Raw genomic sequence first — 15,159 nt, forward strand, 5'->3', positions numbered from 1 at the left:
TAAAGATTTGATTCGCGTTTATAATGTAATATTAAAAGTAAATTTGGCCGCAACGTTATCAGCAAATTCCGGCAAATGGTAAGCGCCATACCGATAGGCAAAACTTAACCCGAAGCCAAATAAAATTTTGTTGATTTCAAAGCCCGCCTCAGAGTAGCCTTTGTTAAGGGTTTCAAAATCAACTTCCTGATGGCGTTCAATATCATGCATGTTTCCGATGGCGAAACGAGAAATTAACACCATCTGCGGCTGAAAACGTTTTCCAATATTAAAAGGCTTGAGGTAATGCTTAAGTTGAAATGTGGCGAACCTGTCTGAAAAAAATTCATTGAAATACATCGTTTCGAAACTGTTGATTCCGGCAACGGAAAACCGTTGTAAAATGGTTTCCTTATTAATATTGTTGGGATAGGCGTGGTACAAATGCGTCAACGGGGTTTTGCCAGTGGCAATGCCACTTGTTAAAGTAGCTTCTGTAAAAGAATGGCCGGCGTCATCATAATTCAATTTATATATCGTCCTGAAATCGGCTTTAAAGAAATTGAAATCACCATCCAATACATCTTTAAAGCTTTGGGATAATTGAAGCGTAAAATTAGGGAACCCTTCTTTTTCAACCTCCAGATCACCAACGGTTTCAAAGGTATTGAATGGGTTCCATTGCAAAGACACCTTAGCCATGGTCATCCGGAACTCCTTAAAAGCGGTGTCATCTACAAAAAACTCGTAGTTGTATGTCGTGGTCACATTACTTCTTGAAATTTGGGTTTCAGAAAGCAGATATGGGGTAATTCGATGTTCCAGCGAAATTGCTTTAGTGATATGGTGATGAAAAAGATTAATGTTTAATAAGCGCGGTTCAAAAAACGAGAAGAAACGCTTATCTGTCAAAAAATTGGAGCTTCCGGTTTCTTGTAAATCGTCAGTATAGGAAAGGTTGACCCAAGTTTCTGAATCTTTAGAAAGCCTGAATCCGCCGCCAATACTATATTTGAAATTGTGGTCCTTAAATCCGTAAACCACATAGCCGTCCATGCGGTATCTTTCAGAAAGGTTGTTATTGGTTCTCCCTCCCAAACCCGTTCTAACCCCTTCATACTGATTGAATTTAAATAAATACCTGAGGTCAATATCGATGTATTTGGTAGGAAAAAAGCCGTTTCCAATTTGCTTGAAAAATTTGCTTCTTTTGAGGGAGTCTTGTTCTATTACAGTGAGTGTGTCTCCTACTTGAGTAGGAATTTGGGACTGTGCTGACCATATGCAAACGAAAAAGAAAAGATAAGCACCGTATTTTTGCATAGAGGGAATGGCTAATGATTATTTTAAAGCTAAAAAAAGCGACTTTTGGGTCGCTTAGTATTTAGACGGTCATGATTTCCTTTTCTTTTACTTCAAGAATATCATCAATCTTTTTAACGTACTTATCAGTTAAATGTTGCACATCCACTTCTGCATTTGTTTGAAGGTCCTCAGAAACATCTTCCAAGTTTTTAATTTCTGTATTAGCATCTTTTCTGGCGCTGCGCACACCTATTTTGGCATCTTCAGCTTCCATTTTCGCTTGTTTGGCCAATTCACGACGACGCTCTTCAGTTAGAGGAGGAACGTTGATAATGATCACATCACCATTGTTCATTGGGTTGAAACCTAAGTTTGCAATTTGAATACCGCGCTCAATTTCTTGAAGCATTTTTTTCTCCCAAGGTTGAACAGTAATAGTTCTGCCGTCAGGTGTATTCACGTTGGCTACTTGGCTCAAGGGTGTTTGTGCTCCGTAATAATTGACCATCACACTGCCCAACATTGCAGGACTCGCTTTGCCGGCTCTAATGTTTACAAATTGTTTTTCAAGATGCTTAATGGCCATATCCATGGCTTCCTGTGTACTGTCTAATATGAATTTAATGTCGTCGTTCATCATTAAAAAATTTTAATTTACAAAACATTTCAAAAAATGAGCCAAATGGCCTTTTTTAGGTTTATAGATTAACTTTAGTTCCAATTTTTTCGCCTGAAACCACTTTCAGGAGGTTTCCTTTCTTGTTCATATCAAAAACAATAATTGGCAATTCATTTTCCTGACTCAGTGTAAAAGCGGTAGTGTCCATCACTTTTAGTCCTTTGCGCAACACATCATCAAAAGTGATGTGGTCAAACTTTACAGCAGTTCTGTCTTTTTCAGGATCTGTATTGTAAATACCATCCACACGAGTGCCTTTCAAAATAACATCAGCCTCTATTTCAATAGCTCTCAAAACGGCTGCTGAATCTGTTGTGAAATAAGGATTACCAGTGCCACCACCAAAAATGACCACACGGCCTTTTTCTAAATGGCGCATCGCTTTCCTTCTGATAAAAGGCTCAGCCACTTGATTGATATGAACTGCAGATTGTAAACGTGTTGGGATGCCAGCATCTTCCAATGCACTCTGTAAAGCCAATCCGTTGATAACCGTTGCAAGCATACCCATATGGTCACCTTGCACCCGATCCATCCCGTTGCTTGCTCCTGCAACACCTCTAAAAATATTTCCTCCACCAATAACAATGGCCACTTCAACCCCTAGTTTGGTGATGGCGGCAATGTCTTCAGCATATTCTTCCAATCGGTGCGGATCAATTCCGTATTGACGATCTCCCATTAAGGCTTCGCCAGAAAGTTTGAGGAGAATTCTTTTGTATTTCATGTGTTTATACTTATTGTTTTTCAATGGTCACATGATACTCGCCATTAATCATTCTCTTGGGTATTAAAAATTTTTAGCATGCTCGTTTCATGTGTTGTGTTGAAAAGTTTAGCAAATATAGCGATTATTGTAATTTACAAAAGGAGAAGTTGTTTATTTCCATTTTAAGGTCTCCATGATATGCTTGATATCCTGCTTTAAATAATCGGCTGCAGGCAAAATGGAATCAAAATTTGGTTTCGCATAAAAGTAGAGGGATCCGTTTAAAAAATGATTGACACTGTCAGTTACATAAAATTGCGACTGCGATGCAGCATTGCCACCAATTTCATAAAACATTCCATACACCTTACGGTCTTTATTTTCATATAAACTGCCTTCTATCGCATCTGCTTTTTGAGTGTGTTCTTGGGTGAGGTTTTGTGAATCTCTAATCAATGGTATAAGATTGTCCTCATTGACTTTGATATAGGTCAAATAAATGGTGCCTTTTAAAGATGGATAATTAATATCAATGCCGTAGGTCTGATTTTTTGTATCTACTTTAACATTCTTGATGCGCCCTGCAAGGATGTTTTTCTCAAAGGTGAATGGTAAATTGAGCTCCGTTTGCTCATATTGTGCTATCGGATAATCCAAACGTAAAAATCCTTTAGGTTTCGGGATTGGATCCTCTCCGCATGAGAAAAAGAATGCAAGCGATAAGGCTACAATAAAAAGTTTGGCTTTTATCATTTTAAAATAGTGAATTTTAATTGTTTGATTCGCTTTTTGTCTAAGGCCTCAATGGTAAAAACGTAATTTTTGAAATTTATTTTACTGCCGCGTCTTGGGAAAACGCCTGAAATCTCCAACACAAAACCGGCCATTGTTTCGGCTTCTCCTTTATGGCTTTCAAAATCAGAGTCAGAATCAAGATCGACAATCTTGTAAAAGTCTTTTAAAGGAGTTTTGCCATCAAAAGAATAGTTGTTATCGTCAATTTTGGTGTAAATCAAATCGTCATCATCAAACTCATCGCTAATATCGCCAACAATTTCTTCAATAACATCTTCCAAAGATACTAAGCCTGAAGTGCCGCCGTATTCATCCACCACCACTGCTAAATGGACTTTCTTTTCTTGGAATTCAGCCATCAAATCATCCAGTTTTTTATTCTCAGGCACAAAGAAAGGGTCACGCAACAAGGCGGTCCAATCAAATTGTTTTCTGTCAATATACGGAAGTAGATCTTTTACGTATAAAATGCCCACAACGGTATCAATGGTATCTTTATACACCGGAATTCTGGAGTAGCCATTTTTGATAATTTCTGGAATGATTTCAGAATATTTCTGCTCAGTATGCAATGCAAAAATATCTATACGCGGCCGCATCACTTGTTTGGTATCTGTATTTCCAAAGGAGACGATGCCTTGAAGAATTCGATGCTCTTCCATAGTAGTCTCATGCTCGCCAGTAAGTTCTAAGGCTTGTGAGAGTTGATCTACACTCAGGTTTGATTTTTGTTTCCCCAATCTGTTGTGGATGCCAATAGTTATGGAGCGCATGGGCAAACTGATTGGAGAGAAAATAATATCTAAAAACCTCAAAGGTTGCGCCATGAACATTGCGAATTTTATTCGATTTCTACTGGCATAAATTTTTGGAAGGATTTCTCCAAAAAGCAAAATTAGAATGGTTACCACGACCACTTCCAAAAGAAATTTCAACCAAGCAATACTTATTCGATGAAATAGAAACTCGCCAATATATGCAAATAGAATGACGATGGCAATATTGATAAAGTTATTGGCAACGAGTATGGTGGCCAATAGCTTTTTTGGACGTTCTAAAAGTTTGGAAATGATTTTGAACGCCGTCGTGTTTTGCACCAATCCGTTATCAATGTCAGAACGGGTCAATGAGAAAAATGCCACTTCAGCACCAGAAATGAGAGCGGAGCAGGCAAGCAGTATAAATATTAAGATAATACCTATGAGTAACGAGATATTGTCAGACGATTGAAGGATTAGGAATTGCGTGGGTTCAGGGTCCAAAACAAAAGAAATTAGTTAGATTTTTAAAATGGTAAATCATCGTTCTGTTCGGGTTCAGCACCGTTTGTGTTCGCGTTTGGTGCTGGTTGTGTCTGGTTTGATGCATGCTCCTGACTTTCATTTTTTGTACTTAGAAAGGTGAAGTCTGTGCATTGGATTTCAGTAGAATAACGTTCAATACCCTTGTCATCATTCCATTTTCTAGTTTTGATGCGCCCTTCAATATATACTTTATCGCCTTTGCTCAAATATTTCTCACAAATTTCAGCCGCTTTATTGCGGACCACTATATTATGCCATTCCGTATTGCTGATGCGCTCATTGGTCTGTTTACTTGTATAAGTCTCATTAGTAGCCAAAGGGAAGCGTCCAACACAATTTTTATCATCAAAATAGTGCATTTTCACATCATCACCCAAGTGACCAATTAACATGACTTTATTTAAAGTTCCTGACATAATTATTTTAAAATTTAGGTGCAAAATTAACCATTTGCAATGACTTTTTTAAAAGTAATAAAAAAAATGGGAATTATAATTAATTAGGCTTCTTATATGTTATTGTGTAGTGATGATTCTTTTAATACCATTCTATAACATAGGAATAGAAACATTCAAAAATAATCTGAGTTTGTAATTTACGGATCTTAAATAATCTAAACAGAAAGATATGTCTTTGAAGACCCTATTTTCTAATAATGAATCAGGCTATTACACTCATGCCTTTTTCAGTTAAACTTATATGTGATTATTGAACTCAACTTTCAAAAAATTCATCAATAAAGTTACTGATCAATATAGATGTTGGATAGCGCTTTAAATCGGCAATCGGAATTCCTTTTTGAGGGAGTTTGTCAATCTCAACAATCCAAAATTTTGTATGGAGGTGTTGGTGTGAAAGTTTATGCACGATATCTTTATTATTATAGAGACTAAAATCAAACGGTACATCTCCAAAATAGGATTTTATAAAAGGGTGCTTTTCAAAGTTGGCTATTTTCAATTTTTGATCGGTTTCCAACAAAGGGAATTGATAAAGGTTTTGCCAAATGCCCTTTGATGTTCTTTTTTGAAAAATAGTTTCTTTGTCCGTAGATAGGAGTACCAAAAAATTAAAATATTTTGTGCTAACCTTTGTCTTTTTCAATTTGACAGGTAACTCGTCAATTCTGTTTTTCTGAAGTGCTACACAGCTTTCATTTAAAGGGCACGTATAACAATACGGATTTTTTGGTTTGCACTGTACAGCCCCAAACTCCATAATGGCCTGATTGTAATCAGATGGGTTTTCATGATCCATCAACGATGCGGCAAGCATTTTAAACTCCTTAATGCCTTTTGTGGAATTGATAGGGGTGTCAATTCCAAAATAACGTGACAAAACTCTGTAAACATTGCCATCAACAACTGCCGCGGGCTCACCATAGCAAATGGAGGCTATGGCACTGGCCGTATAATCACCAACACCTTTCAACTTTAAAAGCTCTTGATAACTGTTTGGAAAAACACCATCAAGATTATTGGCTACGTGCTTTGCGGTGGTATGTAAATTTCGAGCTCTCGAGTAATAACCCAACCCTTGCCAAAGTTTCAACACATCACTTTCTTGGGCATTGGCAAGGTCAAAAACGGTTGGATATTTGGTAACAAAAGCTTCATAATAGGGTAACCCTTGGGCTATTTGGGTCTGTTGCAAAATTATTTCCGATAACCAAATGTAATATGGGTCTTTGGTTTTGCGCCATGGCAGGTCGCGCTTATGTTCTGAATACCAAATAGTTAAAGTCTTGTTAAAATTCATTCATTTTTTTTAGTCACCACAAAAATAATCCTTTACACCCTTAAATTTTAATTAATTAGGCTTGAAATATTGAAATTAAAATCCCTATATTTGCATCCCTTATAATTAATAGATAAACCCTAAAATTAGTAGCAATGACAAAAGCTGATATAGTAGCGAAAATTTCTGAGAAATTAGGAATTGAAAAAGGTGATGTTCAAGCAACCGTAGAAACATTTATGGAGGAAGTTAAAACATCTTTAGAGAGTGGTGATAATGTGTATTTAAGAGGTTTTGGAAGCTTTATAGTTAAAACAAGAGCTGAAAAAACTGGTAGAAATATTTCTAAAAACACGACTATCAAAATACCAGCACACAACATTCCAGCATTTAAGCCTGCAAAAGTATTTGTAGAAGGCGTTAAGTCTAATGTTGAAGTATAGTAAAACATTAAAAGAAATATTAATCTAAAAAAAGACTTGATTTATGCCAAGTGGTAAAAAAAGAAAAAGACATAAGGTAGCGACGCATAAGCGTAAAAAACGTAGACGCGCTAACCGTCACAAAAAGAAATAAATTAGAAAAAGTAGTTTTTTAACTACTTTTTCGGTTTTACAGTAACGTTCTTTGATATAAAATTTAAGCTGAAACCACTGGTTGTGGCTCTCTTGAATTTACCGGAATTACCCCGATTTTTAATCGGGAATCCTGTGTCAAAAAATTTAGTATAATCCATCTGTTCTGATGCAAATCAGAATGGATTTAAATTAACAACATGGATAAAGAATTAATTATTCGTTCAAGTTCAGACTTTGTTGATTTTGCCTTATTAAAAGATGGAAAACTTATTGAATTACATAAAGATGAAGAGGATAACAACTTTGCGGTTGGTGATGTGTTTATTGCCAAAATCCGTAAAGCTGTTCCTGGACTAAATGCTGCATTTGTAAATGTAGGTTTTGAAAAAGATGCATTTTTGCATTATCATGATTTAGGTCCAAAATTACCTTCACTTTTAAAATTCGTAAAACGTGTAAGCACAGGGAAACACACAGATTTTCTACTCAAAAACTTTCAATTTGAAAAAGACATTGACAAAGACGGCAGTATTGCTGACGCCTTAAAATCAAATCAATCGCTCTTGGTCCAAATTGTAAAAGAACCTATTTCAACCAAAGGACCTCGCATTAGTAGTGAGCTGTCAATTGCCGGAAGGTATATTGTTTTGGTACCGTTTTCTGACCGGATTTCTATTTCTCAAAAAATAGAATCCAAAGAAGAAAAAGATCGTTTAAAACGATTGGTCAAGAGCATTACTCCCAAAGGTTTTGGCGTTATTGTCCGTACCGTTGCAGAAGGTAAAAAAGTGGCTGAGTTAGACACTGATTTGCAAAACCTATTGAGCCGATGGACAGCAATGTGCAAGAAACTCAACAAGGCCCCTCACCCAAGTAAAGTACTTGGAGAGATGAACAAAGCATCTTCAATTTTGAGGGACATCTTCAATGATTCGTTCTCAAGTATTGTTGTAGATGATGAAGAGCTATATATGCAAATCAAAGATTACGTGCATCAAATTGCACCAAAAAAGGAATCTATTGTGAAACATTATCAAAATGGCGTGCCCATTTTTGAAAAGCATGGTATTGAGAGACAAATCAAAACCTCCTTCGGGCGTACGGTCTCTATGGCCAAAGGTGCGTATATTGTGATAGAACACACCGAAGCACTCCATGTGATTGATGTCAACAGTGGTAATAGATCCAACAAAGAAAAAAATCAAGAGGACACTGCTTTAGAAGTCAATATGATTTCAGCTACTGAAATTGCCAGACAATTGCGCTTGCGTGATATGGGTGGTATTATTGTAATCGATTTTATTGACATGTCCAATGCAGAGAATCGAAAGAAACTTTACAATCATCTTCGTGACGAAATGAAAGATGATAAAGCAAAGCATAAGATATTACCTCCTAGCAAATTCGGTCTGATCCAAATTACCAGACAACGGGTGCGCCCAGAAAGGAATATTGAAACAACAGAAGAAAACCCGAATGTTAGTGGTGAGGAAATTGAAGCGCCAATTAAGGTGGTTCAACGTATCACCCAAGACATGGAACGGATTTTCAAAAAAGACTACAAAAAGGTGACCCTAAACACACATCCTTTTATAGCAGCCTTTTTGACCAAAGGATTTCCATCCCTCAGGTCAAAATGGTTTTTAGAACACAAAAAATGGGTAAAAGTACTGCCCAGAGATGCTTACACATATCTTGAATACCATTTTTTTGATAAAAATGGAGACAAAATTGATTAATTGATAAACCCCTTATTTCATTGGAAGTAAGGGGTTTTTTTATGGAATAATTTTAAATTCAACCTCTTGTAAGAGAATTTGAGATTTAGTTTTGCTTATTGGTAAAAAGGTCTAACATTAGTTGTTGGTGGAAAACACCAACAATGGCTAAAATTATGGTAAATTTTATCCGAAATACCTTGCTAGCCGGCACCCTCCAAAAACGAGCCTTTACTTTGTAAGCATATTTTTGGTTGAAATAAATCAATAACAGCCAAAAGCAAGCATGGTACAAGATCGAAGAATAAACTCATTATTTCGCGGAATAGTCAAATTTTCGAACCGTATCATCCTTAAAATATATTTTCAATTCAATAAGTTCAAAATCTGCCCATGTCCGATCAATCAATTCATATACCCAAATATCATCTTGTATTGTTTTTTTTGGTTTTCCAAATACATCATTGATTTTACGTCTACTTTTATCAATGAGATAATTTGATTTTAGCAAATCATCAATCATTTTATGTCTATCATTAATATCGTTAATCCAAACTATCTCATCAAATTTCTCTTCTGTTTGTAAGCTTATATTATAAAAAAATAAGCTTGAAAAGTAAAAATAAATAGTCACTGCCAAAAGAATAGAAATAATATTTTTTGTTTTTTTCCTATTGCGGAAATAAACCAATTTACTTAAAAGATATCGGATAATAATAAATAAAACTAGAATTACCAATACAATAATTATCCAGTTAACAATTATATTACTCATGATCTACTGATTTGTAAACACTAATGATCCCTGTCCATTGATATATTTTAATATTCCATCAAATACAGCTTGTAAAACTGCATCAGAAATATCAGAATCACTACTTGCAAAATTAAAATTGCCTCCAATTATTCTTCCTTTGTAATTATTATAAAAATCCATATCAACTTCTATACCATTTTCACCCCATTCATGAGCATCTGCAAATAGCTTCATAATTTCCACTGGAAATTCGGCTGTGCCTAGAGAATTCCAAAAAGCATGCCTAAAAGCATCGGCTTTCCCATCGCTTATTCCAGTCAACATGCCATTTACGACTAATTGTTCAGCTTTATTTAAAGCTACAGCTGAATTTTCTATATGCAGAATTGCTGGGCCTGGATAAATACTGAATAAAAATAGTTCTTTTGAATTAGGACTTTCAAAAATTGTAGGGGCTTCCTCTGAGGGCATGTCAAAATTACCAGAATTTAATATAAAACTATTATCTAGCCACCATTTAAAGTCATAATTTAAATTTTTTCCAGGATAATCATTTTCAGTAAAGGAACTTAAACTTTCCAGAGCTGTTCTTATAGTGTCCAGCAACTCCATACTAAAATTATTCTCATCAAGAAAGGCATTTATGCTGGCTCTCAAGGCAAAGTTCTCAGGAGCATTCAAAAAGTCCTGCTGTTCTTGTGGGAGGGTAGCTATAAAATTGGTAAAGGCCAAGGCACTGTCAATATTTGTTGGATCAAGTCCAGATGGGTTTAGCCAAGCCATTTGGGCGGCCCAGTACAATTGCGGTGTGCAAGTACCATCACCAAAACACTCTGCATCGCCCTCATAGATGTATATGGGCGGAGGGGGTGGTGAGCTTGCACCACCGCCTGAGCTACCGCCAAAAACGCCATTTGGAGAGCCATGTCCCGCGTAACTAGTTGATGGTGGGTCTATGCCAATTGGCGTTGGTCCTTCCCAACAGATCATTATGACGCCCACGGTGGAAGATGAAGGGTATAATGGGCCGCCACTCGTACAGCCACCACATTCGCTCGTGTGATAATGTCCACACCCACAAGGCGTTGTAGAAGTTATCGAATAGTCCACACAAAGGGTATCAGGTGCTGGGGCGTCCGGGTCAACTTCACCTATTGGGCTTATAGTAATCATCATGCCGTCATCAGAGTATGTAACGATATAGCTATTGCTGCCCTGTGCGTTCTGCGATACCACAAGACTGTGTCTTGCACCATCGTTTTCATTATTTACCTTCCTGATGGGTGTAGCATATGTAGTCTGTATGTCGGTTGTTGTGCTCAGAACCTCATTGGAAACAAATTGGTATTGGTTGTCCTGTACTTGCCCTTTCCGCTGAAGTTGGTTTCCGCCATGATTTTGTAATTTTTGTTCTTCATTAATAAACGCGGTTGTTTGCACAAAATCTTTAAGTGTTATATTACCGACGGAATATGGGACTTTTTTAGTTTCAACTGAACTACCCTGATGTATTATAGGGTCATCTTTTTCACAACTCAAAAGTGCTATAAAAATTGCCATAAATAGTGTTGACGGTAAACAAAAGGTCTTCTGGTTTTTTAGTTTTAACTGTTTCATAAGTTTGGTATGCTTCAAAAATGAATAAATTGAATTTCTTGTCAGCGATTTCTAAAATACAAACATTCAAAATTAAAAACTGTTAAAACAAATGTTAAAAAAGAGGTAAAGACCATGTCCTTGTTACGGTTTGACCGTACTTTTTAAGCATGGTACGTGATATGGGTGGTATTATTGTAGTCGATTTTATTGACATGTGCAATGCAGAGAATCGCAAGAAACTTTACAATCATCTTAGTGACGAAATGAAAGATGATAAAGCAAAGCATAAGATATTACCTCCTAGCAAATTCGGTCTGATACAAATTACAAGACAATGGCTATTTCGGAGTGATGGTGCCACCTGTTTCGGTCAAACCGTGCCACTTTGAAAGATCTTGCAATTATATAAAAAATTATTGTTATTCGTTCTTTAAAGCTCCCTTTCTTAAGGATTCCCCTTTGAGGTCGATCCTGTGGGATGAGTTTACGATCCTGTCCAGGATTGCATCAGCTATGGTTCCTTCTCCAATGATGTCATACCAGGCGGAGACTGGTATTTGAGATAAGATGATGGTGGAGGATCGGTTGTAACGGTCATCGATTATATCCATAAGTGATTCTCTTGCATGGTTGTCAAAACCTTGCAGACCAAAGTCATCCAGGATAAGCAGATCTGCCTTTAGGAGCTTTGCCAGTTCTTTTAGATAGGTTCCATCGGCCTTGCTGAGCTTCAGTCTTTTTAATAAACGGGCCGTGTTGGCATAGATGGTGCGATATTCCATCATGCACGCCTGGTGCCCCAGGGCCTGGGCCAGATAACTTTTTCCAACTCCGGAGGCACCGGTCATAATAATATTCTCTTTTCGTTTCATAAAATCCAGACAGCCCAGACGCAGGAACATGTTCCTGTCCAGATTGCGCTGTTGGGCGTAGTCCACTTCCGCCAGATCGGCCTGTCCACGGAAGGATGCCTGCTTGAGGAGCCTTTGGATCTTTCGATCCTTATGGTCCTCCCACTGATGGTCCGTGAGCAATGCCAAGTATTCATCGGCCGTAAGATCCGGTGTGCGATTTTCCTTGATATGCAGCAGGTGTAAGTCTGCCATGGCACCTAGGCGCATTTGTTTTAGTTTTTCAACGGTTTGATTGTTGTTCATAATTATAGAGTTTATTGGTTACATATTTATTGATAGGCCGAAGCTCCCCGGAGATTCTCATGTACGGGGATATGAGGTTTGTCTTGTTCTAGATCTTGGTAGAACAGGGAAGACCGGTCCAGGTTGTTTTTCAGGATATTCTTGATGCGCTGGTATGCGACCGCATCTGCCTGTATGGCCCTTTTGCATGCGCTGTCCAAGCGTTGTGAGCCAAAGGCTCTGTGCAACTGGATAAGTCCCATGGCACGCTTGTAACCGATCTCGGGGTAATCTCCCGAGGCAATGATGGTATCAATACAGGCCACTACATTTTCCCCGTGCAGGGCAGCTTTCTTTTTAAAAAATTCAGGGCTCCAGTCCACATAATATTTGTGGGTACTGCTCAGGTGGTCACGATTTGTGTTGTAGTTTCCCTTACTGGGATTACGCTGGTGCAGGGCTATCCGCTGATGGTTGTAATACACTTCCACAGTCGTGGCGGTATAATGGATCTGGGTCTGCTTGCCGATGTAGCGGTAGGGTACGCTATAATAACTTTTATCTGGCGAGAAGTACACATATCCCATCTTCTGCACCTTTGCACGGCAATAGTCCTTGAGCTGGTAGGGACTTAGTGGAAGTGATTTTAAATGGCCTTTTTCTATGGACTGGAAGAGCTCCAGACGGCTGGCCTGTTTCCTTTTGAACAGTAGATTGTTATAGGCTGTCAACAGCTTGCGGATCTCTTTGTTGAGCTCGCTTAGGGAGAAGAAGGTCATATTGCGCAAGGGATAATAGATGCGCTGATAGGCAAGATGGACAGCATTCTCTACAAGGGCCTTGTCCTGCGGGGAGTATCCACGGGTCGGGTTGATCACACAGTTGTAGTGCCTGGCAAAGTCCTTAAAACTGCGGTTGATATCCGCCTCATAACGACTGGCACGGGTTACGGCCGACTTTAGATTATCGGAGACGATGGCCTTGGGCACCCCGCCATAAAACTCCAGGGCATGGCCACAGCATGTGATAAGATCGGCTCTCTTTTGGCTATGGCAGGCTTCCACATAGGTGTACTGGCTGTTGGGCAGGATGGCCACAAAGACCTCCACCGCAATGAGCTCCCCGGTGGCCCGGTCCACGATCTGCAGCTTCTTGCCCGCATAGTCCACATACATCTCATTGCCCGGATCGTGCTCCAGTTTCATTGATCCCCTGACCTTTGAGTATTTACGGTTGTAATGCTCCATGAACTGGGTATAACTATAGGGTTCTTTGGCATGTTGCACATATTCCTGGTAGTGGAACAGAAAGGTAAAACCGGGATGGTTCCGGGCTTTGTTGATCCCGTCAAAATACAGCATTAGCTCACCGTAACGGGGATTGGCTATCGTGGTACTGGAAGGAAAGAGTGCCTCCAGGGCAGCATTGTCGCGGGCCAACAGTTCCTCAGGGGAACGGTCACTGGCCTTGAACAGCTGCATATAATTGTTTACCGTGTTGCGGGATATCCCCAGGGTAGCGCCTATTTTACGGTTGCTGAACCCATCTAGGTGCAGGGAAATGATTTGTTTTAAGTCCATTGGATCAAGTGTGTTGGCCATATCGCACGTTTTTTGGCGACAAGGTAATTATTACTTGATCTTTCAAAGCGCTGCGGTGAGCGAGGTCGAACTGTGGCACAAATCGAACCGATATAGACTTTTACCACACAGGCAAAAGTGGCACAGTTTGAACCGAAATGCCTGGCACTATGAAACCGAAATCACTGGCACAAATCGAACCGAAGTATCCACACAGTCACGTCTTATTTGGATTGGTTCGTTCCATCCGTCGCAACAGCTCGTACACATAAACGTTACCACACATTTGAAAAAAAAATTGCGAAATAAAACGAAATTTTATCTATTGATTTCAATTTTGGGTATAATTATCCAAAGTTGCGCCTCATTCGATAAAAAGCTGATTAACCCAAATTCGCTGAATAAGCGAAACTTGACCGAATTAAATGGCAGATATGGAATTGTTCATCTCGAATTTGACAGTATCTCGAAAGAATACAAAAAACAGATTTGGACTTACAATAATTTTTTTAAAGAAATTGACCGAAAACTTATAAAAGACACGCTAAAATTGGACAGTCTAAAAACTTATACTTTTAATTTAAAAGTTATCAGTCCCAAAAAAATAAAAATAGATTACATTGAAAACGGTAAAATATTCAAAGAAAGAATATTAAAAACCAAACTGAAAAAAGATGGATATTTATATTTAAAAAATAAAAACGTCCAATTTTTATTAGTTCCTTACATTGCAGGAGCGTTGGATGTTAAAAAAACTCGGTTTACAAAATCAAAAAATGGAAACCTGATTTTTTGACGTTTCCAATCATAGGTCCGGAGCAGCTTTGTTAGTTGTGTTTCTGGATGGCAAAACTTGGAAATATAGACAGGAATATAAAAAAGTAGAATAAAAACGTGTGGTAACACCGTGTATAAACCATTGCTGTGTCTGTGCTCATCTGGAAAATTCTTGGGAATTTTCCAGATGAGTTTTGTACCTTTAATGGTTCGTGCTTTAACACGCAACGGTCCATACACATAAACGTTATAAGCAAGCCAAAAAAAATCTCGCTAAACAACACAATACAAACGCATTGCGCCCAAAAATTTTATGCAGTATTAAAATAGAAGATTAAAAGAAAATTAATCCTAAAATTCAAAATTCAACGGATAATTTTATTTTTCTCGCTTTCCAATGATCAAGTTCATAAGAGGAAAATCAGAGTTTGCGGCGAGCTTATTGCTTTTTATTTTTACAATCACAACGGCTGAACTATGCGCAAAAAAAATAATTGAAATACGTC

14 protein-coding genes and 1 pseudogene are annotated in these 15,159 nt (G+C 38.1%); 4 read left to right on the forward strand and 11 right to left on the reverse strand.

The window, feature by feature from the left end; all coding sequences use genetic code 11:
• Window positions 1–18: 18 nt before the first annotated feature.
• The 7 genes from A9996_RS05205 to mutY all read right to left on the reverse strand — a co-directional run bounded on the left by A9996_RS05205 (window position 19) and on the right by mutY (window position 6,529).
• Window positions 19–1,302: a hypothetical protein gene (locus A9996_RS05205; RefSeq protein WP_066431856.1), complete on the reverse strand. Its 1,284-nt coding sequence runs from the start codon at window positions 1,300–1,302 to the stop codon at window positions 19–21.
• 61 nt (window positions 1,303–1,363) lie between these two features.
• A complete protein-coding gene (frr, locus tag A9996_RS05210) occupies window positions 1,364–1,921 on the reverse strand; it encodes a ribosome recycling factor (protein ID WP_066431858.1) in 558 nt (185 codons plus the stop codon).
• Between the two features lie 61 nt (window positions 1,922–1,982).
• Window positions 1,983–2,690 (reverse strand): UMP kinase, encoded by a 708-nt coding sequence (gene pyrH, locus A9996_RS05215; RefSeq protein ID WP_066431859.1) that lies wholly within the window; start codon window positions 2,688–2,690, stop codon window positions 1,983–1,985.
• A gap of 153 nt (window positions 2,691–2,843) precedes the next feature.
• Entirely contained in the window at window positions 2,844–3,425 is a 582-nt protein-coding gene (gene gldD / locus A9996_RS05220; RefSeq protein ID WP_066431860.1) for a gliding motility lipoprotein GldD, read from the reverse strand.
• Window positions 3,422–4,729 carry a gliding motility-associated protein GldE gene (locus A9996_RS05225; protein ID WP_066431862.1) on the reverse strand — a complete coding sequence of 436 codons (1,308 nt, stop codon included), beginning with the start codon at window positions 4,727–4,729 and terminating at the stop codon, window positions 3,422–3,424. The genes gldD and A9996_RS05225 overlap by 4 nt, the downstream gene beginning before the upstream one ends.
• 23 nt (window positions 4,730–4,752) lie before the next feature.
• Window positions 4,753–5,187, reverse strand: a complete 435-nt coding sequence (locus tag A9996_RS05230; protein ID WP_066431865.1) for a single-stranded DNA-binding protein — start codon at window positions 5,185–5,187, stop codon at window positions 4,753–4,755.
• Between the two features lie 298 nt (window positions 5,188–5,485).
• Window positions 5,486–6,529: an A/G-specific adenine glycosylase gene (gene mutY / locus A9996_RS05235; protein WP_066431868.1), complete on the reverse strand. Its 1,044-nt coding sequence runs from the start codon at window positions 6,527–6,529 to the stop codon at window positions 5,486–5,488.
• 134 nt (window positions 6,530–6,663) lie between these two features.
• On the opposite strand from mutY, the gene A9996_RS05240 reads away from it, so the two are divergent.
• Together A9996_RS05240 and A9996_RS05245 are read left to right on the forward strand one after the other, a co-directional pair.
• Window positions 6,664–6,951, forward strand: a complete 288-nt coding sequence (locus A9996_RS05240) for an HU family DNA-binding protein (protein WP_066431871.1) — start codon at window positions 6,664–6,666, stop codon at window positions 6,949–6,951.
• 332 nt (window positions 6,952–7,283) lie between these two features.
• Complete coding sequence (locus tag A9996_RS05245) at window positions 7,284–8,825, forward strand: Rne/Rng family ribonuclease (RefSeq protein ID WP_066431872.1); 1,542 nt, start codon at window positions 7,284–7,286, stop codon at window positions 8,823–8,825.
• 292 nt (window positions 8,826–9,117) lie between these two features.
• Here the strand turns inward: A9996_RS05245 and A9996_RS05250 are convergent, their stop codons facing one another.
• Together A9996_RS05250 and A9996_RS05255 are read right to left on the reverse strand one after the other, a co-directional pair.
• Complete coding sequence (locus A9996_RS05250; RefSeq protein ID WP_066431874.1) at window positions 9,118–9,579, reverse strand: hypothetical protein; 462 nt, start codon at window positions 9,577–9,579, stop codon at window positions 9,118–9,120.
• A gap of 3 nt (window positions 9,580–9,582) precedes the next feature.
• Window positions 9,583–11,178: a DUF6973 domain-containing protein gene (locus A9996_RS05255; protein WP_146608927.1), complete on the reverse strand. Its 1,596-nt coding sequence runs from the start codon at window positions 11,176–11,178 to the stop codon at window positions 9,583–9,585.
• Between the two features lie 152 nt (window positions 11,179–11,330).
• Here A9996_RS05255 and A9996_RS05260 point away from each other — a divergent pair.
• Window positions 11,331–11,495, forward strand: a pseudogene (locus tag A9996_RS05260) (ribonuclease E/G); the annotation flags it as partial.
• An 84-nt stretch (window positions 11,496–11,579) separates the two neighbouring features.
• On the opposite strand, the gene istB reads toward A9996_RS05260, so the two are convergent.
• The gene (istB, locus tag A9996_RS05265; RefSeq protein ID WP_066431887.1) at window positions 11,580–12,317 is read right to left on the reverse strand and encodes an IS21-like element helper ATPase IstB; all 738 of its coding nucleotides are present in this window, start codon (window positions 12,315–12,317) and stop codon (window positions 11,580–11,582) included.
• Between the two features lie 26 nt (window positions 12,318–12,343).
• On the reverse strand, window positions 12,344–13,897 hold the full coding sequence (gene istA, locus A9996_RS05270; RefSeq protein WP_066431889.1) for an IS21 family transposase: 1,554 nt from the start codon (window positions 13,895–13,897) through the stop codon (window positions 12,344–12,346).
• A 529-nt stretch (window positions 13,898–14,426) separates the two neighbouring features.
• Here istA and A9996_RS19825 point away from each other — a divergent pair.
• Window positions 14,427–14,672: a hypothetical protein gene (locus A9996_RS19825; RefSeq protein WP_157487182.1), complete on the forward strand. Its 246-nt coding sequence runs from the start codon at window positions 14,427–14,429 to the stop codon at window positions 14,670–14,672.
• The last annotated feature ends 487 nt before the right edge of the window (window positions 14,673–15,159 follow it).

The sequence above is a fragment of the Gelidibacter algens genome, from assembly GCF_001678675.1.
GTDB classification, from domain to species: Bacteria; Bacteroidota; Bacteroidia; order Flavobacteriales; family Flavobacteriaceae; genus Gelidibacter; species Gelidibacter algens.